26 protein-coding genes and 1 other RNA gene are annotated in these 25,561 nt (G+C 57.5%); 16 read left to right on the top strand and 11 right to left on the bottom strand.

What is annotated here, in order from left to right:
* The first annotated feature begins 17 nt into the window (after positions 1 to 17).
* The 8 genes from A3K90_RS07780 to A3K90_RS07815 all read left to right on the top strand — a co-directional run bounded on the left by A3K90_RS07780 (position 18) and on the right by A3K90_RS07815 (position 5,309).
* On the top strand, positions 18 to 344 hold the full coding sequence (locus A3K90_RS07780; protein WP_303682035.1) for a ferrous iron transport protein A: 327 nt from the start codon (positions 18 to 20) through the stop codon (positions 342 to 344).
* Positions 341 to 568: a FeoA family protein gene (locus A3K90_RS07785; RefSeq protein ID WP_303682036.1), complete on the top strand. Its 228-nt coding sequence runs from the start codon at positions 341 to 343 to the stop codon at positions 566 to 568. The genes A3K90_RS07780 and A3K90_RS07785 overlap by 4 nt, the downstream gene beginning before the upstream one ends.
* On the top strand, positions 565 to 2,952 hold the full coding sequence (gene feoB, locus A3K90_RS07790) for a Fe(2+) transporter permease subunit FeoB (protein ID WP_303682037.1): 2,388 nt from the start codon (positions 565 to 567) through the stop codon (positions 2,950 to 2,952). The genes A3K90_RS07785 and feoB overlap by 4 nt, the downstream gene beginning before the upstream one ends.
* A 31-nt stretch (positions 2,953 to 2,983) precedes the next feature.
* Positions 2,984 to 3,268: a FeoC-like transcriptional regulator gene (locus tag A3K90_RS07795; RefSeq protein ID WP_303682038.1), complete on the top strand. Its 285-nt coding sequence runs from the start codon at positions 2,984 to 2,986 to the stop codon at positions 3,266 to 3,268.
* A 66-nt stretch (positions 3,269 to 3,334) separates the two neighbouring features.
* Positions 3,335 to 3,688, top strand: a complete 354-nt coding sequence (locus A3K90_RS07800; protein WP_303682039.1) for a hypothetical protein — start codon at positions 3,335 to 3,337, stop codon at positions 3,686 to 3,688.
* A gap of 46 nt (positions 3,689 to 3,734) precedes the next feature.
* On the top strand, positions 3,735 to 4,241 hold the full coding sequence (locus tag A3K90_RS07805) for a flavodoxin (RefSeq protein WP_303682040.1): 507 nt from the start codon (positions 3,735 to 3,737) through the stop codon (positions 4,239 to 4,241).
* 60 nt (positions 4,242 to 4,301) lie between these two features.
* A complete protein-coding gene (locus tag A3K90_RS07810) occupies positions 4,302 to 4,904 on the top strand; it encodes a ferritin (RefSeq protein ID WP_303682042.1) in 603 nt (200 codons plus the stop codon).
* A 48-nt stretch (positions 4,905 to 4,952) separates the two neighbouring features.
* Complete coding sequence (locus A3K90_RS07815) at positions 4,953 to 5,309, top strand: DUF2023 family protein (protein WP_303682044.1); 357 nt, start codon at positions 4,953 to 4,955, stop codon at positions 5,307 to 5,309.
* A 317-nt stretch (positions 5,310 to 5,626) separates the two neighbouring features.
* Here A3K90_RS07815 and pscD read toward each other — a convergent pair whose 3' ends face one another.
* From pscD to A3K90_RS07845, 6 genes are all read right to left on the bottom strand, one after another.
* Positions 5,627 to 6,061, bottom strand: a complete 435-nt coding sequence (pscD, locus tag A3K90_RS07820) for a photosystem P840 reaction center protein PscD (RefSeq protein ID WP_303682045.1) — start codon at positions 6,059 to 6,061, stop codon at positions 5,627 to 5,629.
* A 139-nt stretch (positions 6,062 to 6,200) separates the two neighbouring features.
* Positions 6,201 to 8,114, bottom strand: coding sequence for a molecular chaperone DnaK (dnaK, locus tag A3K90_RS07825; protein WP_303682046.1), 1,914 nt, complete (start codon positions 8,112 to 8,114; stop codon positions 6,201 to 6,203).
* A gap of 86 nt (positions 8,115 to 8,200) precedes the next feature.
* Positions 8,201 to 8,599 carry an Hsp20/alpha crystallin family protein gene (locus A3K90_RS07830; RefSeq protein WP_011357380.1) on the bottom strand — a complete coding sequence of 133 codons (399 nt, stop codon included), beginning with the start codon at positions 8,597 to 8,599 and terminating at the stop codon, positions 8,201 to 8,203.
* 227 nt (positions 8,600 to 8,826) lie between these two features.
* Complete coding sequence (locus tag A3K90_RS07835; RefSeq protein WP_303682049.1) at positions 8,827 to 9,216, bottom strand: helix-turn-helix transcriptional regulator; 390 nt, start codon at positions 9,214 to 9,216, stop codon at positions 8,827 to 8,829.
* A gap of 153 nt (positions 9,217 to 9,369) precedes the next feature.
* Positions 9,370 to 9,627: a zf-HC2 domain-containing protein gene (locus tag A3K90_RS07840; RefSeq protein WP_011357382.1), complete on the bottom strand. Its 258-nt coding sequence runs from the start codon at positions 9,625 to 9,627 to the stop codon at positions 9,370 to 9,372.
* 35 nt (positions 9,628 to 9,662) lie between these two features.
* The gene (locus tag A3K90_RS07845; RefSeq protein ID WP_303682051.1) at positions 9,663 to 10,292 is read right to left on the bottom strand and encodes a sigma-70 family RNA polymerase sigma factor; all 630 of its coding nucleotides are present in this window, start codon (positions 10,290 to 10,292) and stop codon (positions 9,663 to 9,665) included.
* Between the two features lie 140 nt (positions 10,293 to 10,432).
* On the opposite strand from A3K90_RS07845, the gene A3K90_RS07850 reads away from it, so the two are divergent.
* Positions 10,433 to 11,956 carry an FAD-dependent oxidoreductase gene (locus tag A3K90_RS07850; RefSeq protein ID WP_303682052.1) on the top strand — a complete coding sequence of 508 codons (1,524 nt, stop codon included), beginning with the start codon at positions 10,433 to 10,435 and terminating at the stop codon, positions 11,954 to 11,956.
* Positions 11,957 to 11,972: 16 nt separating this feature from the next.
* Here A3K90_RS07850 and A3K90_RS07855 read toward each other — a convergent pair whose 3' ends face one another.
* The 4 genes from A3K90_RS07855 to mfd all read right to left on the bottom strand — a co-directional run bounded on the left by A3K90_RS07855 (position 11,973) and on the right by mfd (position 18,081).
* Positions 11,973 to 13,208: an alanine dehydrogenase gene (locus A3K90_RS07855; protein WP_303682053.1), complete on the bottom strand. Its 1,236-nt coding sequence runs from the start codon at positions 13,206 to 13,208 to the stop codon at positions 11,973 to 11,975.
* A 26-nt stretch (positions 13,209 to 13,234) separates the two neighbouring features.
* The gene (locus A3K90_RS07860) at positions 13,235 to 13,915 is read right to left on the bottom strand and encodes a 2Fe-2S iron-sulfur cluster-binding protein (protein ID WP_303682054.1); all 681 of its coding nucleotides are present in this window, start codon (positions 13,913 to 13,915) and stop codon (positions 13,235 to 13,237) included.
* A gap of 165 nt (positions 13,916 to 14,080) precedes the next feature.
* The gene (locus A3K90_RS07865) at positions 14,081 to 14,677 is read right to left on the bottom strand and encodes a 2Fe-2S iron-sulfur cluster-binding protein (RefSeq protein ID WP_303682055.1); all 597 of its coding nucleotides are present in this window, start codon (positions 14,675 to 14,677) and stop codon (positions 14,081 to 14,083) included.
* Positions 14,678 to 14,781: 104 nt separating this feature from the next.
* Positions 14,782 to 18,081, bottom strand: a complete 3,300-nt coding sequence (gene mfd / locus A3K90_RS07870; RefSeq protein WP_303682056.1) for a transcription-repair coupling factor — start codon at positions 18,079 to 18,081, stop codon at positions 14,782 to 14,784.
* A 91-nt stretch (positions 18,082 to 18,172) separates the two neighbouring features.
* Here mfd and A3K90_RS07875 point away from each other — a divergent pair, with 91 nt between their 5' ends.
* The 4 genes from A3K90_RS07875 (at position 18,173) to A3K90_RS07890 (ending at position 23,031) form a co-directional block, all read left to right on the top strand.
* The gene (locus A3K90_RS07875; protein ID WP_303682057.1) at positions 18,173 to 19,138 is read left to right on the top strand and encodes an ABC transporter ATP-binding protein; all 966 of its coding nucleotides are present in this window, start codon (positions 18,173 to 18,175) and stop codon (positions 19,136 to 19,138) included.
* A 93-nt stretch (positions 19,139 to 19,231) separates the two neighbouring features.
* Positions 19,232 to 19,933, top strand: coding sequence for a response regulator transcription factor (locus A3K90_RS07880; protein WP_303682058.1), 702 nt, complete (start codon positions 19,232 to 19,234; stop codon positions 19,931 to 19,933).
* Entirely contained in the window at positions 19,933 to 21,723 is a 1,791-nt protein-coding gene (locus tag A3K90_RS07885) for an ATP-binding protein (RefSeq protein ID WP_303682059.1), read from the top strand. Before A3K90_RS07880 ends, A3K90_RS07885 begins: the two co-directional genes overlap by 1 nt.
* A gap of 3 nt (positions 21,724 to 21,726) precedes the next feature.
* Positions 21,727 to 23,031 carry a mechanosensitive ion channel family protein gene (locus A3K90_RS07890; protein ID WP_303682061.1) on the top strand — a complete coding sequence of 435 codons (1,305 nt, stop codon included), beginning with the start codon at positions 21,727 to 21,729 and terminating at the stop codon, positions 23,029 to 23,031.
* Here the strand turns inward: A3K90_RS07890 and A3K90_RS07895 are convergent.
* The gene (locus A3K90_RS07895) at positions 23,017 to 23,529 is read right to left on the bottom strand and encodes an NUDIX hydrolase (protein WP_303682063.1); all 513 of its coding nucleotides are present in this window, start codon (positions 23,527 to 23,529) and stop codon (positions 23,017 to 23,019) included. The two genes, A3K90_RS07890 and A3K90_RS07895, sit on opposite strands and share 15 nt — an antisense overlap.
* A gap of 98 nt (positions 23,530 to 23,627) precedes the next feature.
* On the opposite strand from A3K90_RS07895, the gene bcp reads away from it, so the two are divergent.
* The 3 genes from bcp (at position 23,628) to ssrA (ending at position 25,293) form a co-directional block, all read left to right on the top strand.
* Positions 23,628 to 24,098, top strand: coding sequence for a thioredoxin-dependent thiol peroxidase (bcp, locus tag A3K90_RS07900; RefSeq protein ID WP_303682065.1), 471 nt, complete (start codon positions 23,628 to 23,630; stop codon positions 24,096 to 24,098).
* A gap of 18 nt (positions 24,099 to 24,116) precedes the next feature.
* Positions 24,117 to 24,680: a YqgE/AlgH family protein gene (locus A3K90_RS07905; protein ID WP_303682119.1), complete on the top strand. Its 564-nt coding sequence runs from the start codon at positions 24,117 to 24,119 to the stop codon at positions 24,678 to 24,680.
* Between the two features lie 212 nt (positions 24,681 to 24,892).
* Positions 24,893 to 25,293: a transfer-messenger RNA gene (ssrA, locus tag A3K90_RS07910) on the top strand.
* The last annotated feature ends 268 nt before the right edge of the window (positions 25,294 to 25,561 follow it).

A 25,561-nucleotide genomic window follows, 5' to 3' on the forward strand; every position in this document is an offset into this window, starting at 1 on the left:
GCAAAACAGGAGCAGTCATGATGGTTCCGCTTGGTACGCTTGGAGCAGGTGAGTCCGCTGAAATCATCGGATTCAGGAGGGTGCAGGGCGGCGGCGGGCCGCTCTCCTGTCATCACGGAACGGGTCGGCATCTGCATGCCGGTCGGGGCCCCGGTCACGGAAGGCCGCGTGATGGAAAGGGTCAGGAGCGCCGCCTTTCAGAGCTCGGGTTCAGTCCCGGGCAGGTGGTGGAGGTCGTCCAGAACGGTCGAGGAGTGCCGGTCCTCGTGAAGGTGCATGACGGCAGGATGGCGATTGATCATAACGTAGCAATGGAAATCATCGTAAAAAGAAAAACACTATGAATCTTTCTGAACTCAAAAAAGGGCAGAGCGGGAAGGTGCTTTCCGTCTCGGCCTCTCCGCAGCTCAGGCGCCGCCTGTTCGATATGGGGCTGCTTGTGGGCGAAACCATCAAAGTGGAGGGGGTTGCCCCGCTTGGTGATCCATTTGAAATCTCAGTTAAAAATTACCGTCTGACGCTTCGCAAGAACGAGGTTGAGGGCATAAGCGTTGAGGAGGTAAGATGATGCAGGCTGAAGAACTGGCAGGCGCCGTAACCCGGCCGGTGCCGAAAGCGGGCCGGCCGAGGGTGATTGCGGTTGTCGGCAACCCCAATTGCGGCAAGACGACTCTTTTCAATGCCCTGACGGGCATGAACCAGACGGTCGGCAACTGGCCCGGTGTGACTGTCGACAGGAAAAGCGGCATGTTCTCCTTCAAGGGTGATGCCTATGAACTGGTCGACCTTCCCGGCATCTATTCGCTGTCGGCCATGTCCGAGGACGAGGCGGTTGCGCGGGATTACATTCTTCAGGGAGAGGCGGAACTGATCATCAATATAGTCGACGCCTCCAACCCCGACCGGAACCTCTACCTTACCAGCCGCCTGCTCGAGATGAACGTGCCGGTGCTCGTGGCGCTCAATATGCTTGATGCAGCGCTTGCCCGCGGCATCGATATCGATACTGATGCGCTCTCTTCCGGGCTCGGATGCCGGGTTGTGCCGATGGTCGCCTCACGGGGCGAGGGCATCGAGGAGTTGAAGGAGGCTATTGCCGGAGAGATGCAGAAAAAACGCGTTCCGGGATGCAGGGTCTCATATCCTGATGACGTCGTGCAGGCGGTGAAGGGACTGGCGTCGGATCTTGAAGGCAGGGCCGGCATTGCCCATCATGATGCCGACTGGTACGCCCTCAAAATTCTTGAAGGGGACCCGCTGCTTGAAGAAAGACTCGGCAGCGCTGCCGCCATCGGCGAACATGCACGCCAGGCGCTTGCCTCCACCCTTGGTGAAGATGCCGACATCACCATCGCGGACGCCCATTACCGCTTCATCGCATCACTCACCTCCATGGCCGTGCGCCGTAAGGCTGCGGCGGGCCGTTCCGTAAGCGATATGATCGACAGTGTGGTGCTCAACCGCTATCTCGGCATTCCGATCTTTCTCGGCCTCATGTACCTGATGTTCCTGTTCACCATCAATGTCGGCGGTTCCTTCATCGACTTCTTCGACATCGCCGCAGGGGCGCTGTTCGTTGACGGGTTAGGGATTCTTCTTGCAGCAGCGGGATCGCCCGAATGGCTGACGGCCATCCTCTCAACCGGTCTTGGAGGTGCGCTGCAGACCATGGCGACCTTCATTCCGCCGATCGCCTTCATGTTCATGTTCCTTTCGGTGCTCGAAGACTCCGGCTACATGTCGCGCGCGGCCTATGTCATGGACCGCGGCATGCGGGCCATCGGCCTTCCCGGCAAAGCTTTCATTCCTCTGCTTGTCGGATTCGGCTGCAACGTGCCGGCTGTCATGGCAGCAAGGACGATGAGCGACCGGCGTGACCGCATCATGACCATCATGATGGTTCCCTTCATGTCCTGCGGTGCCAGGATGCCGGTCTTCGCGCTCTTTGCGGTGGCATTCTTCCCGACCGGCGGCCAGAACCTCGTGTTCCTGCTCTATCTCATGGGTATCGCCGTAGCGATCATGACGGGCTTCATCCTCAAGAGCACCCTTCTGAAAGGTGACGTCTCTCCCTTCATCATGGAGATGCCCCCATGGCACCTGCCGAGCTTCAAGGGCGTATTCATACGGGTATGGGACCGCCTGCAGTCCTTCATTCTGAGGGCGGGTCAGGTGCTTGTTCCGGTCATCATGGTGCTGAGTCTCATGAACTCCATCGGAACTGATGGTTCATTAGGCAACGAGGATTCGGAAAACTCGGTACTCTCGGCTACCGGCAAGGCCATCTCTCCGGTGTTTGCGCCCTTCGGCGTGAGCGAGGATAACTGGCCGGCTGCTGTAGGGCTTTTTACCGGAGTCTTTGCCAAGGAGGCCGTTGTCGGCACCCTCGACAACCTCTATTCAGAGATGGATGCCGATGCGGCATCGGCCGCGGCCGGTGAAGAGGGCGTGGAAGAGGAAGAGGAGACGTTCTCGCTTGGCGATGCATTCACTGAAGCACTGGCCACCATTCCCGACAACCTCTCAGGCGTCGGCGGCTCGCTGCTTGACCCGCTCGGCATATCGGTAGGCGATGTCTCCGATTCCGGAGCGTTTGCCGAGGAGCAGGAGATAGGGTCTACCATCTTCGGTTCCATGATCACGCTCTTCGACGGGACTGCAGGAGCGTTCGCCTATCTGGTGTTCATCCTGCTGTACTTTCCCTGCGTGGCCGCCATAGCTGCGGTATACCGTGAAACGAACCTTGCGTGGACCCTGTTCGCGGGAGCATGGACAACCGGTCTGGCCTGGATCTTTGCAGTCCTTGCCTACCAGATCGGCACCTTCTCAGCCCATCCCGCCTCATCCGTTGCATGGATAGCGGGTATGGCCGCCGTTCTTGCGGGAACCGTCGCCATCATGTATGCGGCCGGAAACGGCCTGTTCAAAAAGAGCGGAACCGGGTCAAAATAAGAGCCGGTTCCGTTGCGGGAAGGGGGCGTGTGTGGCTCCCTTCCCACTTATTTTTCATCAGTTCATCACCATCAGCATTCCTATCATGACCCTCTCAGACATCAAGAGTTACCTCTCCCGGGAGGGCAGCGCATCGCTGGCGGAAATCGCCCGACATTTCAATGCCGACCGTTCCCTCGTTGAGTCTATGCTCGACCGCTGGATTCTCAAAGGTCGGGTTGTTGCCCGAACCTCCCTTGCCCACGGGCCCGGCTGCTGCGGAAAGTGCAGCGGTGAGAGCCACGTGTGGTACGAATGGGTGGGAGATGGTGCGTAGGGGGGAGGGGGCGTCTTTTTTATTTGGCCATCATCTTATTTATATAAAATCTAAATAAATAGAACTATGTGTGCATCAGGCGATCAAGGGGACTCATCCTGCGGCGTGCGCTGCTTCGTGAGCCGCTGTGCGTGCGGGGCATATCATCTCCATTACCGCCATGCCGTCATCACGGTCGGGCGCAATGCGCTCATGCGCATCATGGAGGAGTGCTTTCTGAGGGAGCGGAAAGGTCCGGAAATGAATCGGAACGGATATCCGCTGCCGTTCATCATCATGCTCGGGATTGTGACGATCTCGGTGCCCTGGAAAGATTTTCCGATGTTCTGCAGGGCTGTCGAGGACGCTGTGTCTCTGGAAATCGGGATTCCGGAGCTTGCCGCCAGGCTGGCCATGCCGCCGGGCGGCAGAGAGGGCTGAAGACTTTTGTTACTCAAAACATCATCATAACCAAAACGTATCGAACATGAAAAGAACAGGCATTTTCTACGGTTCACAGACCGGCAACACTGCGGCCGCCGCCAGGCTCATCGCAGACGAGCTTGGCATCCCTTCCTCAGACGTCCGCGATATCGCTTCGGCCGGTACGGACGAAGTCATGGCATTCGACTCGCTTATTCTCGGGACATCGACCTGGGGGACAGGGGAGCTGCAGGAGGACTGGGCGGTGTTCCTTCCAAAACTCGGGTCCATGGATCTGGGCGGCAAGCCGGTAGCCCTGTTCGGGCTCGGTGACCAGCTCTCCTTCGGCGACTGGTATCTCGATGGCATGGGGAGCATCTACGACGCCGTCCTCGCGGCGGGGGCGGAGGTCGTAGGGTCCTGGCCCACCGATGATTATCAGCATTCTGAATCGACGGCCGTTCGAAATGGAAAGTTCGTCGGCCTTGCCCTCGACGCCGACAACCAGGACCATCTTACCTCCGTTCGGGTCAGTGCCTGGGCAGCGGCAATCAGCCCGATGCTTTCCTGAAGAGAGCTGTTCGGCCGGCGGAATGCCGGATGTTTCCCGTAACCTCAACACCATCACACAATGATCAGTCAGAACATTCTCGAAAAGCTCAACCGCCAGGTCAACCTCGAAGCGGTATCCTCGCATCTCTACCTGCAGATGAGCGCATGGCTTCTCTCGCAGGAACTCGACAGCACGGCGACCTTTTTCCGCCGCCATGCCGAGGAGGAGAAGCTCCATATGATGAAGCTCTTCGACTACATCAACGAAACCGGCGCTCTTGCACTCATCGGCGATGTTCCTGTTGCCGCTCCTTCATGGGCTTCGCACATGGAGCTGCTCGAGGCCGCCTACGCCCATGAACTCAAGATTACGGCGAGCATCAACGATGTCGTCGACGCGGCGCTCCAGGAAAAGGATTATTCAACTTTCGCGTTCCTGCAGTGGTATGTCGCCGAGCAGCATGAAGAGGAGCACCTTTTCGGCACCTTGCTGCACAAGGCCCGCATCATCCACACCGTTGAGGGTCGTGCTCTCTTCCGCTTCGACGAAGAGGTCCGCAAGTCCGTTCTCGGCCACGACCACCACAAGCAGCAGCCCATGTTCCTCCAGATGGGCCCCTCTCCCTGCCATCATGAGAAGCATGAGGATCCTCATCATGCCGCATCGCATTTGAGGCATTGAGTAACGGCCTGCATGCAGCCCCTCTACCTGTAACCATTAAGCTGAACCATGATGAAAGTACTTATTCACCATATCTACGAGTTCCAAAAGGGGCTGCGCAGCCTTGTCATGCATACCCTGCCCTCACGCCTCACCGAGGAAGCGACGGCAAAGCTTCGCCATTACGGCATCGACTACCATCTCCAGCCATGTGTGCAGGCGAAGGTCAACATCTACTTCGGAGCATCTGCGTGCGTGGCTGTAGTGCGCGAGATCACCAGCGGCAAAAAGCTCGGAGAGATGACCCATGAAGAGGATTTCGTACTGGGTTCCATGCTTGGCTACGATATCCAGAAGCAGTGCGAGCGATACCTGAAGAGAACAGGCGTGGCACCGGTCGGCATGAGGATCCACAAGTGCGCCTGATTGCCACCCGTTCTGCTTCTTCACCGGGGGTGGAGATTATTTTTTTGTTGGTCCAATTTCCAGGCACCCGCTGCATTCCGATGCATCAATCGGGTAGACATCATCTCCGGCGCTGATGGTATTGATGCCTGATATGGTGCTGTGGAGGGACTCTGTGGGTGGTGCCGTTCAATACAACAGGACAATACCCTGAGAGGGGTCCTTCAAGTCCCAGGCAGAGAGAGAGAGAGCGCGCGCGCGAGGAGCGGTCGGGGTAAAACTGAACAAGCCATCAGGGAGATGGCTTGTTGGTATGATGTTCCTGAAGGCGGGTCTTCCTATTTGAAGAACTCGTCAAGCGAATAGGTGCGGCGGTCGATCTCAACGGAGAGCTGGCGCGTAATGGAATTGTAAAATACCGGAATGTCGCGCATGGTCCACTTGACGCCGCGGTTGTCGAAGTCAATGACGTAGCGGTTCTCGTTGTCGAGGATCTTCTGGCTGAGGTTGATGCCGATGTCGGGAAGGGTGCTCATGATGGTGAGCTCGATTTCGCCGGCAATGACCTTGTTGATCATCTCTTTGGTCGGGAGCAGTTTTTTCCGGCCCGATGCGGGGCTGATGGTAAGCTGAAGGGCGTTGCTGCGGTCCCTTTTGGCGGAGGTGATGAAGTACTTTTCCGTTTTATGGACGGCATTGCCCGACCATGGTCCCGAAGTGCTGGCCCGGACCTGGTTCGGGGCGGTGAAGGGTCGGCTGAGCTGAGATTGCATTTCTGGCGCAGTTTGATTAGCAAAGTTGACGCCTTCCTGACTTCAGGCCTTCAACAACTTCTAAATTAGTAAAACAGGATTAAATAACAAAGGGATTCCCTCCGGAATCCCTTTGTGTCTCTTTCGGTGCAGCCGGCGGTTATTTACCGTCGCCGTCTATCACCTCATATTCGGCGTTTTCAACGGCACCCTCACCGCCTTTTTTCGATCCGCCGTCCTGAGGCGCGTCGGCTTCCGGAGCTCCGGTTCCGGCCGCTTCAGCCTGGTAGAGGTTCGATGCGACCTCTCCCCATACCTTGCTGAGTTCATCCATCGCGCCTTTGATCGACTCGATGGTGCCGTTCTTGTGCGCGTCTTTGAGCTTTTCAAGCGCACCCTCGATTACCGGCTTCTTGTCGGCGGGGATTTTCTCGCCGAGTTCCGAAAGCTGCTTTTCGGTGCTGAAGATGAGCGAATCGGCCGAGTTCTTGATCTCGATCTCTTCCTTGCGCTTCAGGTCCTCTTCGGCGTGGACCTTGGCGTCCTCCTTCATCTTCTCGACCTCGGCATCGGTCAGCTTGCTCGATGACTCGATCTTGATGCTCTGCTCCTTGCCGGTGGCCTTGTCCTTGGCCGAAACGTTCAGGATGCCGTTGGAGTCGATGTCAAAGGTGACCTCGATCTGGGGCATGCCGCGCGGTGCCGGCGGGATATCGCCAAGGTGGAAACGTCCGAGCGTCTTGTTGTCGACAGCCATCGGCCTCTCACCCTGCAGCACATGAACCTCGACCGAGGTCTGGTTGTCGCCGGCGGTGGAGAACACCTCCTGCTTGCGGGTCGGAATCGTGGTGTTGGCGTCGATCAGCTTCGTCATGACGCCGCCGAGGGTTTCGATGCCGAGCGAGAGCGGTGTGACGTCAAGCAGGAGGACGTCGGTGACATCACCCTTCAATACGCCGCCCTGGATTGCAGCACCGATGGCTACGACCTCGTCAGGGTTAACACTTCTGTTGGGCTCCTTGCCGAAAAACTCCTTGACGAGGGCCTGTACTTTCGGGATGCGGGTCGAGCCGCCGACGAGGACGATCTCATCGATATCCTTCATATCAACATTCGAGTTCTTCACCGCACGGCGGCAGGGCTCGAGGATCTTGTCGAAGAGGTCAGAGCACATGCCTTCGAACTTGGCCCGGGTCAGGTTGATGACAAGGTGCTTGGGTCCTTCGGGCGTCGCCGTAATGAAGGGCAGGTTGATTTCAGTGTCGGTCCTCGAGGAGAGCTCGACCTTTGCTTTTTCACCGGCTTCTTTCAGGCGCTGGAGAGCGATTGCGTCATTGCGCAAATCGACGCCTTCCTGCTTCTTGAACTCATCGGCAAGGAAGTCAATGATCTTCTGGTCAAAGTCGTCACCACCGAGATGGGTGTCGCCGTCGGTCGACTTCACTTCGAAGACGCCGTCTCCGAGCTCGAGAATCGAGATGTCGAAGGTTCCGCCACCAAGGTCGAAGACCGCAACCTTTTCACTGGTCTGTTTTCTGTCGAGTCCGTAGGCAAGCGCGGCTGCCGTCGGTTCGTTGATGATGCGCTTGACTTCAAGCCCTGCAATGCGTCCTGCATCCTTGGTCGCCTGGCGCTGTGCGTCGTTGAAGTATGCCGGCACGGTGATGACGGCTTCCGTGACCTTTTCACCGAGGAAGTCCTCTGCGGTCTGCTTCATTTTCTGCAGGATCATTGCCGAGACCTCCTGCGGGGAGTAGGTCTTGTCGTTGATCTTTACGCGGGCCTCTCCGCCTTCGTTAACGACCTCATAGGGTGCGATTTTCTTTTCGTTCGGCACTTCGTCGAACTTGCGGCCGATAAAACGCTTGATTGAAAAAATGGTGTTTTTCGGGTTGGTGATGGCCTGGCGTTTGGCTGCCTGTCCGACAAGGCGGTCGCCGGTTTTGGTGAAGGCCACCATTGACGGGGTGGTGCGGTTGCCCTCAGAGTTTTCTATGAGGGTTGGCTGTGTGCCCTGCATGACCGCCACGCATGAGTTGGTCGTGCCAAGGTCAATGCCGATGATTTTTCCCATGATGAAAGTATCCTTTTGTTATGATGTTTAATCCAAAGGCCCCCTCATTCAACCGCGGGGGCCCCTCTGCGGTTTTATCCTTACACTCAGGAGATGGAAATCTCCTTCGTTTTCCTGACCGGCTGCGCTTTAGGCAGTGTGACATGCAGAACGCCGTTGTCGAATTCTGCACCGATGTTCTCCTGGTCAATCATCTCTCCAAGGTTGAAACTCCTCGAAAAGCTTCCGTAGGTGCGCTCGACCCGGTGGTAATCTTTTTCCGTCTCGACGGCATCCTTCTTCCTTTCGGCTTTGATGGTGAGCACGTCATCCTCGATGTTCAGGGCAATCTTCTCCTTTTCAATGCCGGGAAGTTCCGCATCAAGGTGGAATGCCGTGGCGTCTTCAGAGATGTCGACCTTGAATGCAGGAGCGGACGGCATCTGGGTGCCGGACCATATGTCGTCGAAAAGCTTCAGGGGGTCTTTTGCCAATTGTACAAGCATGTCTATTCTCCTTTTATTCAACTGGTTTTCGGTGTTCCGTATGGTTCATCGTGAGCGTGACGCTCATCAGGAGTAATAGTACAAATAGCGTGCCAATCCGCTTTTTCAGCGAACTGGTGTCAGATATAGGATGGAAATGTCAGATATGTGACAGGAAAGTCTGTCTTCTCTGTCAGATGAAGAGGGAGCCGGGGCGGCATCGGTGCGCCGCCCGGCAGGAAGGGGGATCAGCTGTTGAGGTTGCTGTTGACCTTCTGGACCCAGCTCAGGCGGTCCTGGAGGTTTTCGACAACGCTTTTTGAAATCAGGAAGCAGGCGTAGATGATGCTGTCGTCGGCAATGCGGTAGTAGCACTTGAGGCCTTCCTTGCGACGGTTGACGACGCCGTTGTCGTGCATGAGGGCCAGATGTTTGGAGATGTTCGCCTGGCTGGCATTGACGGCATTGACGATTTCCTGTACCGTGCGTTCGTTTTCACAGAGTACACGGAGGATTTTAAGCCTCATCGGCTCGGAGAGCAGTTTGAAGCGGTTAGATACCGCCTCAAGCATTTCGTCCGGCATGTTGAGGTTCCACCGTTTAACTTCTTCTTCTGAGATGCTGACCGTTTTGCTCATGCTCAAGGCTATTGTTGCGCGGCGTCTGCCGGCCGCTGTCTGTCAAGTGTTACGCAGTATCCTTTTTCGGACATGCTTAGCCTATATAGCTATAAATTCATACAATTCAAACCAAAAAGGCATTTAGATCCCGGTCCGAATGACCACTGGAAGTCATTCGGAAACGAGGGTGTTTTGTTCTTCTTTCTCAGACGTGAACGAGAGGTCCATGATGGAGTCGACCAGAGACTGGGGGGCTTTGAAGCGGACAATCTTTTCTTTAACGATCATTTTTGTCTTTTTCGCCTCCTCGTATTCCATCCTGCAGTCGCTGCATTGGGATAAATGAAGGCGGAGCCCCTCTTCCTCCTTTCCTGTGAGTTCGCCGTCCACTGCGGCGCTCATCAGTACCCGGGCTGTTTTACAGTTCATAGATTAATGGGTTGTGTCTGTATGGGTGTTGTGTGCTATCTGCCTGTTTCGGTGTTGAAGCCGAACTTTTTTGCATATCCTTCCAGCTGCTCCCGAAGAAGCTTGCGGCCCCTGTAAAGTCTGGAGCGGACTGTTCCGATGGGGCTTTCGACCATATTTGCAATCTCTTCATAGGTGAAGCCTTCGATGTCACAGAGCTGGATGACCTCCCTGAACTCTTCGGGAAGTGACTGCAGCGCCGTATAGACTTCTTCATGCAGCAGGGTGTGGAAATAGTCGGTTTCCGTTTCGCTTGAATCCCTGCGGGTGTCTTTGATGGTATGGTAGAAATCCTTGATCAGGTCATAATCTACCTTGCCCGGCTCTCTCGAGTTTTTCCGGAATCGGTTGATATAGTTGTTTTTGAGGATTTTAAACAGCCAGGCCTTGCAGTTTGTTCCCCGCTCGAAGGAACTGAAGAATTTATAAGCTTTGAGATAGGTTTCCTGAACAAGGTCATTGGCGTCATCGGGGTTCATCGTGAGGTGCAGCGCGTAGTTGTAGAGCGCATTGAGATGAACGACGGCTTCCTGCTGAAATTCGGACTGTTTTTTCTGTTCTTCGGCGCTCAGCGTGTTTTTTTTCTGTTCGGGGGAGCTTTGTCTGGTCGGATCGGTTCTGGTCATGTGCTTGTAGGCTTCCTGGTTCAGAAATCGTTTCAGATGATATGCAGTTCGCTCTTCATGAGTAAATTAAACAAAATTAAATGATTTATTTTTAAGCGAGTGCATCCCATCACACCCCTTCACCATTAAATCCGCCTTTTATGAGTCTGGCTGATGCAACTGCAGATATCCTGGTCATCGGTGCCGGCATCGGTGGTCTGACTGCCGCTGCCCTGCTCCAGGAGCGGGGGTTCCGGGTCGTCGTCCTTGAAAAGAGCCGCCAGCCCGGCGGCAGCTGTTCGTCGTTCCGGCGTGAGGGGTATACGTTCGATGCCGGGGCTTCGGTCTTCTACGGTTTCGCCGAAAACGGCCGCAGCGGAACCCTCAACCTCCACACCAGGGTGTTCCGTCGACTTGGTGTCGAGGTTCCATCGGTTCCCGATCCGGTCCAGATACACTACCACCTGCCCGGAGGGCTGGACCTCCGGGCGCATTTCGAGCGGGCGCGGTTTCTCGGGGAGCTTTCCGCCGCATTCCCGCATGAGGCCGCGGGCATCGAGCGCTTTTACCGGGAGCTCGAAGCCGTATACGACATTCTCAGTTCCCTGCCGGCAGGTTCCCTTGAAGACCCCCGTCACCTGCTTTCGGTCGGTGCGGCATACCCGCTCAAAACCGCCGCGCTGGCATTGAAGACCTTCCGCTCTATGGGCCGTACGGCAAGGCGTCATATCAGCGATCCGGCCCTTTTGCGCTTCATCGACATCGAGGCATACTCATGGGCCCTGCAGGACGCAATCGGAACGCCACTCGTCAATGCCGGCATCTGCCTGGCCGACCGCCACCACGGTGGCATCAACTATCCCCTCGGCGGATCGGGTTCGATTCCCCGGGCTCTTGTCGAGGGGCTGGAAAAGTTCGGCGGCGTGGTCCGTTACGGGGCCGGGGTGGAGCGGATCCTGGTCGAGGGCGGTGCGGCCGTCGGCGTGCGCCTTGAGGGTGGAGAGGAACTGCGGGCCGGCGCGGTTCTGAGCAATGCCACCATCTGGGATACCTTCAACCGCCTTGTCGATGACAGCCGCTTCAGGGTCCCTGAACACCGGTTCCTTCGGGCACCGAGCTGGTTCCAGCTCTATCTCGGCGTCGAGGCCGGAGTGGTGCCCGAGGGGATGCATGTCCACCACGTGCAGGTGGATGCATGGGAGGGGTTCGACCGGCCGGGCGGGACGCTCTACTGCTCGGTGCCGTCGCTCCTCGACCGCTCGCTGGCTCCTCCGGGCCACCATGTCGTGCATGCATTCGTCACGGACGAGGCGGAGCGGTGGGAAGGCATGGAGCGGGGAAGCGAAGCGTACACCCGCAGGAAGCAGTCCATGGAGGCGGAGCTTATGGGCCGTCTTGAGGGTCTCATGCCGGGGATCGGAAGCGGCGTGAAGGTACGGGTATCGGCATCGCCGCTGACGCATGAACGCTGGCTGAACCGGTACAAGGGCTCCTACGGTCCGCTCTTGAAGCCGGGTCAGAACATCCTCCTGAAGCCGCAGAATCTTACTCGGTTGAGGAATCTGTTTATGGTCGGCGACAGCACCTTCCCGGGGCAGGGCGTGATTGCCGTGACCTATTCCGGAGTCTCATGCGCTTCACTCGTCGCCTCGCGATTCGGCCGGCCGCTCGTGCCGCTGGAGTAATGGGGCCACTCGACCTTCAGGGCATGGCTCTTCCGGAGGATGCAAGCAGCATGTCAATCTCGCGGTAGGGGAACAAGGTGAGTTCGCTGAGGATCTTTCTGGTGATGTACCCCTTGTAGACATAGGTGCCTTTGCGGAGGCTGTGGCTCTTCCAGAGGATGTCGGAGATGGTTTCATGCTCCGTCATTTTCAGAAGGAATGGGAGCAGTGTGTTTGTAAGGGCGAAGGATGCCGTTTTGGCGACGGCGGAGGGAATGTTCGGTACGCAGTAGTGGGTCACGCCGTGCTTGACGTAGATCGGATTGGTGTGAGAGGTGTGGCGGCTTGTGGCAAAGCATGCGCCCTGGTCTATCGAGACGTCGACGATGACGGATCCGGGTTTCATGGTTTTGACCACCGCTTCACTGACCGGTGGTTTCTGCACTTTCTGTTTCGGGCTCAGGGCTCCGATCATGACATCCGACATTCTGGCAAGCTCTGCGATGTAATGGTCGTTTGCGATGGCCGTGACCAGATGGCGGTTGAAGAACGCCTCGAATCTTCTCAGACGGTTGATCTCCTTGTCAATGACCGTGACCTGCGCTCCGAGGCCGAGTGCGTCCTGCGCTGCGAAGAGCCCTACCGTGCCGGCACCGATGATGGTGATGTGGGCCGGCGGTACTCCGGCTATGCCGCCGAGGAGTATTCCGCTGCCGCCGTAGCCGGTTTCAAGGTACTTGGCTGCGGTCTGTATGGCCAGAGAACCGGCAATTTCAGAAAGGGTGCGCACAATCGGCAGCTCTCCGTCGCGGGTTTCGATGAACTCGAACGCAAGGGCGGTGATGTTCTTGTCGATGAGCGTCTTGATGAGGTTTTCCGAGAGGGTTCCGAGGTGCAGTGCGGAGATGAGCATCTGGCCCGGCATGAAGAGCGGCAGTTCTTCAGGTCGGGGGGGGGCGACTTTCACGATGACGTTCGATTCCCCGTAAAGTTTTTCCGGGGTTTCGGCAACCTGTGCACCGGCCTCGGCATAATCCTGATCCGTAAAGTTGCAGAACCGTCCTGCGCCCGCCTCCACCATGATCCTGATACCGTTTTCGCTGAGGATCTGTGCCCCTGCGGGGGAGATGGCAACCCTCCGTTCGTCCTGAGTTCGCTCTTTGGGGATGCCCATGACGATGTTCATGGTCTTCTCCGGCTTCAGCAGCCAGCGTTCAAGGGTTTTGGCTCCGAGTTCGTACTCGATGCTCTCCAGGTCTGAGGAATAGCCCATCGGGGTTCGGGGATGGCGGGCGCCCTTCAGCGCCCGGAGATTGTTACCGTATGAACCGAAGCCGTTTTATCCGGCTCATGGTGCCCGCAGGTGGAGCCCGGCAGGTGCAGTGCTCCGCCCGAAACCGTGCAGACGGCGCCGGAGGCCATGTCGTACATTCCTTTGGCTCCGCTGGTGACGAGGGAAGCCGGAAGCTGCATGAATGCGAAGGTCTCCATGAAACTTGCCGAGACAAAGAGGGATGCATGGCCGAGCCCGGCTCCGATTTTGCGCAGCGAGTCGCCCGGATTGAGTTCACCGCTCCTGATACGTCCGAATGCGCTTCCCGCACAGTCCGGCAGTTTGTTCAGGACGTTGTAGCCGATGGTCTGTGCATAGGTGATGAAGCCCGGTACATTCAGGCCGAGCACGATGCGGCGGAGATTCTCCGCGCGGGTGAGCACCCGTATGGTGCCCTCTCCCGTAATGACGGTCTGGCAGGCCAGCCTTCCGCCCTCGGCCTGCAGTTTCCCGGAAATGCAGGCTTTTTCGACGTTGCTCAAGGGCGAGAGGTGCTCCATTCCCTCCTGTACATATACGAAGCAACTCTGGCAGATGCCGTTGCCTCCGCAGATGTAGCCGATATGGCTTTTATTATGCTGGGCTACCTTGAGCAGCAGTTCGCCTGTCTGTGCTTCACAGGGTCTCTGGTTCACATGGATGATCATGATCGTCTCCGTTTGTCTTTGTTGGTTGCCTTATGGTTGCGCTTCGCTGTCCGTCAGTGTCACATGGGTTGCCGTCATGGTGGGGATCGATGAAAATATAATCAATTTCAGGACAGGCCCCACCGGCCCTTTTTTTCATGCAGAGGCCGGCGGGGGTCCTGACGTTCATGCAGCCCTGCGGACGCCGTGGCCGTTGGTGGAGCTGCAGCTGCAGCCCTCCGCCTTGTCGGCATTGCAGCAGTCGCCGGCGGGTTCTTTTCCGGCTTTTGAGCCGAAGAGCAGGGCCAGGGCAAGCTCAAACGCCCCGAGCAGGGCTCCGGCCATGTCCCGGAGGATGCCGGGCGCATCGAGATGGCCTTCCCGGGTTCTCTCGAACTGCATTGCGATGGTGGACGGAAAAGCAACGAGGGCTTCCCATCCCATCTTTGCCGAGTAGGCCGGCAGCTGCAGCGGATCGGTTTCGGCCATCCGCTTGACCTCCTCCACGGCTGAGAGCACCCTGATGGTTCCGGGCTTTTCAATGGTTGCGAGGCATGCCATCCGGTTTCCTTCCGCAAGCAGCCGTTCAGAAAGCATCGCTTTTTCTGGTTCACCGGGAGCAGAGAGGAGTTCGGCTCCTTCAAGGACCTTGACATAGCAGGTCTGGCAGATGGCGTTGCCTCCGCAGAAGTATCCTATATGGGCATGTCCGCTCCGGGCCACGTCTATGAGGCGTTCACCGGTCTCTGCGTCATGTTCCCTGTCGTTTATGATGATTTTCATGGGTATATGGTCTATTGTTCTCTTGTTCATACAGTTGGATCCAATAGACACAGTAACCCTGGGTGCACGCCAAAAAGTTGCCGTGAAAAAAACAGCGAAGTGAATCAGTTTTCCGTTGCCCTCTCTTCCCTGGAGGCGGTGTCGAGCTCTCCAAGCAGCGCGGTATAGCGCCTCAGAAGCTCAGTCGGTGAGGTGTCGGATCCCGGCGGGTGATGGAGGACAAGTTTCATTTTCTTCTCGAAACTGAATGCCGGGGCGTAGGGCTGGAGAATCGGCTCCTGGACGGCGGTGAAAAGGTGCTGCAGGAACTCCTTGCCCTGTACGGGGCCTTCCTCTCTGGCGTCGGGGAGGATGAGGGTTGCGGTTTTTTTCTGCAATTCGATTTTCTCAAGACCGAGCGGCGAGGCCGTGATCTTCAGCTTTGCCAGAAGCAGAAGGGTTTCGACCTCTTCGGGAAGAGGGCCGAACCGGTCCCGCAGTTCCGTCCCGACGGCCTCGACGTCCCGGGCTGCGGCGGCACGGGAGATTTTCTCGTAGAACATGAACCGCTCGTGGGTTGCCGTGACGTAGTGTTCGGGAATGAGGGCGTCGAAAAAGAAGGACATGTCGGTCGACTTCTCCGGCAGGTCAGGCCGGGCTTCACCGGTGAAGAGGTGGCTGAAATCGCCTGATTTCAGTTCGGCAACAGTCTGCTCGAGCATTTTCTGGTAGAGGTCGAAGCCGAGGTCATGGATGTATCCGGACTGTTCGGCACCGAGGAGGTTGCCGGCGCCGCGGATGTCGAGGTCACGGAGCGCGATGCTGAAGCCTGAACCGAGCTCGGTAAAGCTTTCAATGACGGCCAGGCGCTGTATGGCTTCGCGCTTGAGGGTATGCAGTGGCGGGGTGATCAGGTAGCAGTGGGCCTTCCGGTCGCTGCGCCCGACACGTCCACGGAGCTGGTAGAGGTCCGATAGGCCGAACATGTCGGCCCGGTTGATGATGATGGTGTTGGCGTTTGATATATCGATGCCCGAGCCGATGATGGTGGTCGAGATGAGGACATCGACCTCGCCCTGCATGACATCCATCATGATCTTTTCGAGTTCGCGTGCCGGCATCTGCCCGTGCGCGAAGACAATCCGGGCGCGTGGTACCAGGTCATGGAGCATCTGCTGCATTTCACCGAGGCTGGCAACCCGGTTGTGGAGGAAAAAGACCTGGCCCTCTCTTGCAATCTCCCGCTCAATTGCAGATGCGATGAGCTCGCTGTCGAAGTCTGTCACGACGGTTTCCACCGGCTGCCGGTTTTTTGGCGGGGTGGAGACGATGGAGAGGTCGCGGGCTCCGAGCATTGAGAACTGAAGGGTTCTCGGAATCGGGGTTGCCGACATGGTGAGGGTGTCGACGCCCGGGAACTGTTCGCGCAGCTTTTCCTTGACTTCCACGCCGAAATGCTGCTCCTCGTCGATGACGAGCAGGCCAAGGTCCCGGAACAGGACGTCTTTTGAAACGAGGCGGTGGGTACCGATGACGATGTCTACCTTGCCTTCCTTGATGCGGCGGATGGTCTCCTGCTGCTCCGCACGGGGGACGAAGCGGCTCAGGATTGCAATGGTGATGGGGAAGTTCAGGAATCGCCGGCTGAAGGTCTCCATGTGCTGGTGCGCAAGGATGGTGGTCGGCGTGAGTATGGCCACCTGCTTTTTGGATTCGACGGCCTTGAACGCCGCCCGCATGGCGATCTCGGTTTTGCCGAATCCGGCATCGCCGCAGATGAGGCGGTCCATCGGATGCGGTTCCTGCATGTCCTTTTTCACTTCTTCGATGGCCTTCAGCTGGTCGGGGGTCTCCTCGAAGATGAACGAAGACTCGAATTTGCGCATGAAGATGGAGTCGGGACCGAATGCGAATCCGGCCTGCATTTTCCTCTGGGCATAGAGCTTGATGAGGTTGATGGCGATGTCACGGATCTTCGAGCGGACCTTTTCTTTTCTTGCCGCCCATTTCGGGCTGCCGAGCTTGGAGAGGACCGGTTTGGATCCTTCGGATGCCGCGTATTTGGAGAGAAGGTTGATGTTCTGGACATTGACGAAGAGCTGATCTCCCCCCTCATATTCCACCAGCACGCACTCCTGCTCGGAGTTCCCCGCGGTGATGGTTTCCAGCGAACGGAAGATTCCGACCCCGTAGTCTTCATGCACGACATGATCTCCGACCTTGAGCTTCTGGAGGTCTTTGAGGGAGATTCCCTTGATCTTGCGTTTTCTGCGCACCCTGCGCGAGTGCAGTTTGCCGAAGATATCAGCCTCGGTATAGAGGTCGATCCCTGCATAGCGGAACCCGCTGTGCAGGTTTACCGGCACCCAGAAGATTTCCTCGAGTGCGCCTTCTCCGGCTTCGGCAGCTTCCTCGGTGAGGAAGTCGGCGAGCTCACCGACTTCCCGTTCGCTGGAGGCGGCAAACACCCTCTGGCGCTGCGGATCCTCCCGTCGGCTGAGCATGGTGGCGAACATGCGGAAGTTGGCGTTGATACGGGTCTGTTCGACTGACTGGAAGTCGATGGACCGATCTCTGGCGGGCCCGATCTCGATCTGCAGGAACTGTCCGAGTGCCGCCTCGAGCTCCCGGTCGTCGTCCTCAGCCCGGAGTTCAGGAGTGCTGTCGATTATGACGAGCGTGGAGGGCGGTAGGTAGTCGAGCATCGTCGCCGCCGCTTCCGTACCTTCCCCGGCAAGGTCTGCCGAGAGTTCGGCCGCATCGAGCGTTTTGCCGGAAAGCTGGCTGTTGATGTCAAAGCTTCGGAGCGAGGTGACGGTGTCACCGAAAAATTCAATCCGGACCGGTTCACCCGTTCCGTAGGGGAATACATCGACAATGGAGCCGCGGACGGAATACTCGCCCTCGTCCTCGACGAACTCGCGGTGCACGAATCGGTTGTTTTCAAGAAACGTTTTCAGCTTCATATAGCCGGCGTCCCGGTCCTTTTCGATGCGGAGTATCCGGCCGGAGGCATCCTCAGGCCGGCAGAGCGACGTATGAAGATCGCTGAACGAGGAGAGGATGATAGGCAGGCCCTTTCCCCGGAGCGCTCCGATGGCTGCAGGAATCCCGTCGGCCGTGCTGCAGGCCTTTTTTTCGGAGGTGAGGGCAGGAAGGTCGTGGTCGTAGACGTCGAAGGCCTGCGCTCCTGCAATCACGAGAACAGGACCTTTCCATACGTCGTGCAGCGCTGCGGCAAGCAGCGGTCCGAGTGAGCCGCGTATGCCGGAAATGGGGACCTTTTCAGCGCTGCCAAAGGGTGCTCCGAGGGCATCAAGCAGTCGGATGAAGGGCTCGGAACGGCGCACGGCCTCGGTAAGGAATCCGGTTTTTTTCCTGACAAGGAGGGTGCTTGGGGGGGCTTGGCCCGTAATTGTTTTCATATGATGCGTACAAACCATATTTTCATCCATGATCCGCACCGGGCAGGGCAAAGGTGGTGCGTAACCGGCTGGGCAGGAAAGACTCCTATATATGGAAAAAATTCTGGAACTGAAAAACCTCAGGACCTACTACTCGACCGATGCCGGTACGGCAAAGGCTGTGGACGGGGTAGGGTTTTCCATTGCCCCGAACCGGACACTCGGTGTGGTAGGCGAGTCGGGAAGCGGCAAGTCGGTGACCGCGCTTTCCATCATGCGTCTTATTCCAACCCCCCCAGGGTATTTCGCCGGAGGCGAGATCCTCTGGAAGGGCCGCGACCTTCTGCAGTTGCATGAGGAGGAAATGCGGGCGGTCCGCGGCAACGAGATTGCCATGATTTTCCAGGAGCCCATGAGCTCCCTCAATCCCGTCTTTACCTGCGGGCGGCAGATCATGGAGCAGATCCTCATTCATCAGGATATCAGCCAGGCTGAAGCAAAAGATCGTAGCGTCGAGCTGTTGCGCCTGGTCGGCATTGCAGATCCTGCACGCCGTTTTTCGGCCTGGCCGCATGAGCTGTCCGGCGGGATGCGCCAGCGGGTGATGATCGCCATGGCGCTTTCCTGCAGCCCGTCGCTCCTGATTGCCGACGAGCCCACAACAGCGCTCGATGTCACCGTTCAAGCGCAGATCCTCGACCTCATCGCCCGCCTTCAGGCTGACACCGCGATGAGCGTGATGCTCATCACCCACGATTTCGGTGTCGTTGCTGAACTCTGTGAAGAGGTGCTGGTGATGTATGCTTCCAGAGTTGTGGAAAAAGGGCCGGTAAAGGAGATTTTCGACAACCCCCTCCATCCCTATACCAGAGGGCTCCTGAAATCCATTCCGCGGATTGGCTCGAATGAGGAACGATTGCATGTGATCGAGGGCAGCGTGCCCTCCGCAATCCATATCCCGCCCGGCTGCCGGTTCGCGCCGCGCTGCCCCATGGCCGATAGCCACTGCCTCAAAGAGCAGCCTGAACTCGTTGCCTATTCTCCCGGCCACGAGGCTGCGTGCTGGAAGGCCGGGTGATGATCCCCCGGGTTCCCTGCTGCCGTAACGCTCTGGATTAGCAGGTATTTATGCGTACATTGCAAAAAAACCGTAACCATCCCCCCCATTCCCATGTCTGATCCATTGATTCTCGTTGTCGAGGACGACCGCAATCTGGCCAAGCTGGTCGGCTACAACCTTGAAAAGGCAGGCTATAAATGCCAGTTTTCAGAAAACGGCGAAGATGCATTCGAGCAGCTCTCGATGCGGAGTTTCGATCTCATCCTGCTCGACATCATGCTGCCGGGTATCGACGGGTTCGATGTCTGCCGCAAGATCCGCCAGCACCAGATCTATAAGGATATTCCCATCATCATGCTGACGGCCAAGGGTGAGGAGATCGACAAGATCCTCGGCTTCGAGCTGGGAATAGACGACTACGTGGTCAAGCCGTTCAGCCCGAGAGAGCTGACGCTGCGCATCAGGGCCGTCCTGAAAAGAGACCGCCGGCAGGGCGGCGTGTTCCGCGATGCTCTCCGCTCGGGCGCTCTCGACGTCGACATCTCCCGCCATGCCGTCACCCTCGATGGCCGGGAACTGGTGCTCACCCTGATGGAGTTCAAGCTCCTCGTCGCGCTCCTGAAGCGCAAAGGGCAGGCACAGTCGCGCGAAATGCTGCTCAGCGACGTCTGGGACGTCGACCGCACCATCAACACCCGTACGATAGATACCCATATCACGAGGCTCCGTGAAAAGCTCGGAGCCGTGGGGGCGAAAATCAAGACGGTCAGGGGTCTTGGCTACAAGTTCGAGGAAGACGGGGGACGAGGCTGATGCAGGCTAGGGTTTCCTTCAGGCTTGGTGCTGTGTTTGGTGTCATTGTTTTTCTGACGGTCATCGTCAGTTACCTGACGCTCGGCCGCCAGTTGCGCGAGGTGTTGCAGACGAGCATCGGCATGGAGCTCAAGCGCGAGCTTGCGCTGAACCGTGAAATGCTCAAGAGCGGGGCAGCCCGTGCAGGCGTAGAGGCCGACCCCGACGGTTGGGCGGACCGAATCGGTTCCATTCTCGACTTACGGGTGACGCTCATTGCAATCGATGGACGGGTCATCGGCGACTCATACATCGACAGGGACAAGCTCTCCCGCATCGAGAACCATGGCATGAGGCCTGAGGTCAGGGGGGCGCTGTCCGGCAGTTTCGGACAGAATGCCCGCTACAGCCGGACCATCAAGGAGCAGATGCTCTATATGGCTGTTGCCGTTGGTTCTCCCCGTCCGTTTGCCGTTCTGCGTTTTGCCAAGCCGCTCTACGATATCCGTCTGTTCGAAGCCGGTGTCCGTAAGGGGATAGAGCGCGGGCTCTTTTTCGCCCTGCTGTTCTCTCTCGGGGTGGTGCTTCTTACCGCATTTTTCATCGCCCGCCCGTTGCGGCGCATTGCCGAAACGGCAGAGAAGCGTGTTCATGGGGATTTCTCCGGTACGATTCCCTCGCACCGTCGCGATGAAATCGGCATGCTGGCCCGGGCCTGCAATTTCATGTCGGAAGAGATCCGGAAAATGAGCCGCAGTGAAGAGTGGTACCGGGCGGTTTTTTCCGGCATCCGTGAGGCGATTGTCGTTACCGACTCCGCCTGCGACATCATTCTTCTGAACCCTTCAGCCGCCCGCATGTTTCGTCTGAGTGGCGCAATGTTCCAGTCGCGGCCGCTCACCATGCTTGGCGACAGCGGGCTCCGCGCCCTCATCGATAGGGTTCACCGGAGCCGTACCGCAGTTCTGAAGGAGGAAATGGCGGTAACGACGGTCAAGGGGATACGGACCATGCAGATCAGTTCCATGCCGGTGGTTCGGGACGGGGAGTTCGACGGTTCGGTGTTCGTACTCAATGACATTACCCGCCTCAGGAACCTTGAGCGGATCCGGCGCGATTTCGTTTCAAGCGTGTCGCACGAGCTGCGAACCCCCCTTACCAGCATCAGGGGGTACGCCGAAACCCTCCTTGACGGCGCCATGAATGATCCCGAACACGCCCAGGCGTTCCTGCGCATCATCCTGCAGGAGAGCGAGCAGCTTACCGCGCTCGTCAACGATGTGCTTGATCTCTCGAAAATCGAGTCCGGGCGCATCGAGTATACGTATGGCCCGGTTGATCTCTCGAAGGTGGTCGAGAATTCCATGGAGATGCTCCGGCCGGCATTCGCCAAAAAAGAGGTGACGTTTGAACTGAGCATTCCGCAGGGTCTTCCTCCGGTCCTGGCAGATGAAGCCTATCTCGGCATTGTCGTCCGCAACCTGCTTGACAATGCAGTCAAGTACGTTGAAGCCGGTACCGGCAGGGTTCGCTTCAGCGCGTTCCGCACCGGTGACTCGGTCCAGTTCGACGTGGAGGACAACGGCAGCGGGATCGGGCACCAGGACCTCGACCGGATTTTCGAGCGCTTCTACCGTGTCGACAAGGCCCGGTCCCGCCAGCTGGGCGGCACCGGCCTCGGCCTCTCCATCGTGAAGCATATCGTCCTTTCCCACAAGGGCGACATCAAGGTGCGTTCCCGCCTCAATCGCGGTTCGACCTTCAGCGTCACACTGCCGATGGCCAGTGACTTTTCAAACACGAGAACCTGATTCATGATGCAGCTGCTCTTTGATTTTTTCTCTTCCTACGGTCTTGACGCCGGCCTCTCCGCCCTGTTCGCCACCCTTTCGGCCGTGGCCGTCGCCCTTCTTCTCATCATCGTTCTCGAACTCGGCTTCAAGCGGGTGCTTCTTGAAATGATAAGCGCCTTTGCCCTGAGGACGGTGACGACGTTCGACGATATCCTGGTCCGGCGCAACGTGTTTTCGGGGCTGGCACGGCTTCTGCCGCCGATTTTCCTGCACATCCTTTCCGATCCACTCCTCCAGTACTACCCGGCGTTTGTGCCGTTCGTGAAGGACGCTGCCGTCCTCTACCTGACGGTTGCTCTTGTCATGCTGGTATTTTCCCTGCTTGATGCCATGCAGGATTTTCTCTCAACCCGTCCTTCAGCCGCACGTCTTCCTGTGAAGAGCTTCATGCAGGTGCTGAAGGCGCTGGCCCTCGCAGTGGCTCTCGTTGTGGTGGTGTCGAAGCTGATGGGCAAGTCTCCGGTGGTGTTCCTCAGCGGCCTTGGTGCATTCACGGCCGTGCTGCTGCTGGTGTTCAAGGATTCGATTCTCGGCCTCGTAGCCGGCGTGCAGCTTTCGGCCAACAACCTTGTACGGGTCGGCGACTGGATCGAAATGCCCCAGTATGGGGCAGACGGTGATGTTATCGATATTTCGCTTGTGACGGTGTCGGTGCAGAACTGGGACAAGACCATCAGTACCATTCCGGCCTATTCACTGATTTCCCAGGGCTTCAAGAACTGGCGCGGGATGAGCGAGGGCGGAGGGCGGCGCATCAAGCGCTCGGTGCAGATTGATATGCATAGCGTCCGTTTCTGCGACGAAGCGCTGCTCATGCAGCTCAGGGAGGTGCGCCTGCTGAAAGGCTATCTTGAGGAAAAGGAACGGGAGCTCAGCGAGTGGAACAGCAGGTTCCAGGACGGCAACACCTCCCCGGTGAACGCCCGCCGGCTCACCAACCTGGGTACTTTCCGTGCCTATCTTGCAGCCTACCTCAGGAGCCATCCCAATATCAACACCTCCATGACCCTCATCATACGCCAGCTGCAGCCGACCGCAGGGGGCATTCCGATCGAGATTTACGTATTCTGCCGGGAAAAGGAGTGGGCGGCGTATGAAGGGGTGCAGGCCGACATCTTCGACCATGTGCTGGCAGTGCTTCCATGGTTTGAGCTGCGGGTCTTCCAGAATCCCGGCGGGTACGATATCGAGCGTGCGGGGAGCCGTCTTGCCGGGGCCCTCAGTCCGGAAAGTCGTGGGGAGGGGGCGGCTTCAGGCGCTCTTTGACTCCATGGCGTCCCGGTGTTCCCGGATGATCTGCAGGTGCAGCGGGATGCGGACTTCCGGCATCCGCTCAACGGGGTAGAATCCGGCTTCGAATACCTCGTGATTGATCCGGATGTCTTCATGCGAGGCTGTGACGGCGTAGGCGACGGCGAGCAGCGAGCCGTACATGGTGCTTTCCCGGTGGTAGACGCCGATGAGGCGGTCGATTTTGCCATCAAGCGAGGTTTCCTCTTTCAGTTCCCGCAGGCACCCCTCTTCGGGGTGCTCTCCCGATTCCAGGAACCCGCCCGGCAGCGCCCATTCGTTGAGGGCCGGTTCATGTGCCCTGCGTATGAGCAGGAGCTCTCCTTTCGGGTTCAGGGTGCAGGCTATCGCCACCGGAAGCGGGTTGCTGTAGTGTATCCATCCGCATTCCCTGCAGACCATCCGATGGCGCCCTTCAAGGAATGACGGGTTGAGTTCTTTGCCGCAGAGCGGGCAGTATGCGTAGGGCTTCATTTCAAGAGTGTCAGTGGTTCGACGGGGAAACTATTTACCCCGCATCCCGATTCTTCCAGTATAAATCATGCATTCTTAAACAGCAACAGACAGTACATATGACATTGCTAGAACCAGGTACTCCGGCTCCCCCTCTTTATGGCAGGGACCAGGACGGCAGAGAAGTGAACCTTGAAGAGTACCGAGGCAGGAAGGTACTCATTTATTTTTATCCCAAGGACGATACGCCCGGCTGTACGGCCGAAGCTTGCGCTTTTCGTGATAATTTGCCTAACTTTAACACTGGAGGCGTGGATGTCATCGGGGTCAGTGTCGATCCCCAGGCCCGCCACCGGAAGTTTGCCGACAAGTACAGCCTGCCCTTCCGGCTTCTGGCCGATGAGGAGAAAAAGACGGTTGAGGCTTACGGTGTCTGGGGACAGAAGAAGTTCATGGGCAGGGAGTACATGGGTACCTCAAGGGTCTCGTATCTTGTCGATGAACAGGGAATAATCGAGAAAGTCTGGCCGAAGGTAAAGGCTGCGGATCATCCGCGGGAAGTGCTCGAGTGGCTGGGAACGAAACACTGAGGTATGTGAGGGATGGGTGTGTTCAATGAATATAAGCGGCTTGCTGCCGGCAAACTGCTGATCGCTTCGGCAAATCTGCTGGAATCCAATTTCAAGCGGACCGTGCTCATGATGTGCGAGCACAACCCCGAGGGCTCACTGGGTTTTATCCTCAACCGGCCGATGGAGTTTCAGGTGCGGGAGGCCGTTGCCGGCTTCGACGAAGTCGACGAGCCGCTGCACATGGGCGGACCGGTGCAGTCCAACACGGTGCACTTCCTGCACATGCGCGGCGACCTCATTGACGGTTCGGAGCAGATTCTTCCGGGCCTGTACTGGGGCGGTGACCGTGAGGAACTCGGTTATCTGCTCAATACCGGGGTTTTGAAGCCATCAGAAATCCGTTTCTTTCTCGGCTATGCCGGGTGGAGTGCCGGGCAGCTCGAGGCGGAGTTCGAAGAGGGGTCGTGGTACACGGCCGATGCAACACCTGCAATGGTATTCAGCGGTGAGTACGAGAGGATGTGGAGCCGTACGGTGCGCTCGAAAGGAGGGGAGTACCAGTTGATTGCCAACTCGCCTGAATTGCCGGGACTGAACTGAGTCCGGCGTGCCTTCTCTTTGTGGGGGGCTATCCCCCGAAGATGACGAGCAGCACGATGGCTGCCAGCCATGAAATGACTCCCCACAGGAGGACTTTCTTTCCGTCGAGCTTTTTCAGCATGGGGAACGCTTGCCTGGTTATTGCTGTTGTTAGTGTTGAATGAAAAGTATATATACCATTGCCGAAAGGCAACATGTTCTTTGATTTTACTGGGGATGACAGGCTTTCGACAGGGCAGGTGTAAGATAGAGTTGCACTCCGAGTTTCAGCATGGATGGACTCGTTAAAGAAGTCTATGCAAACAATACATGCAGACGATTATTCGTATGCAATGGCTGCCTGATTAGCAAAAGTTAATTAATCAGCCATCGTCCTGCGGCCGAGGCGCTTACTCTGAAACCGCAGGATGGCATAACCGCGCTTGAGCTTCAGCTCGCGCAAGTAAGCCCCGTCTGTTTTCGCCCGAAGGGGCAGGCGGGTATCAATTCGGGCTAGCGGAACGGCCTTTGCCGGTGCAGTTCCGGCCCGCGAAACTCCGAGCACCGGAGATGAGTGTGGTGGCTTTATCGAGCAATGTTCTGGACCCGGGTTCGACTCCCGGCATCTCCACCCGTCACATGTCCCTGGTTTTACCGACAAACCCCCAAGACGCCTTATTCTATAAGCGTCTTGGGGGTTTTCTCGTTCCTGCTCTTCCCTCCGTGTGCCACCTTTTCTGTTGGTGTTCCAATCTTTTTGGGTACCAATGCCTAAGATAGGGCTTGCTGAATAATAGTTAAATCATTTTATGGTGATGAATTAAGCGGTATCGACATGATTCCCGCGCTGGTTCCTGGGATGAACACGTTTCCCGTTCACCTTTGCACTCGTCATTTACCAC

Origin of the sequence: Pelodictyon luteolum (assembly GCF_001622165.1) — a bacterium.
Taxonomy (GTDB): Bacteria; Bacteroidota; Chlorobiia; order Chlorobiales; family Chlorobiaceae; genus Chlorobium; species Chlorobium luteolum_B.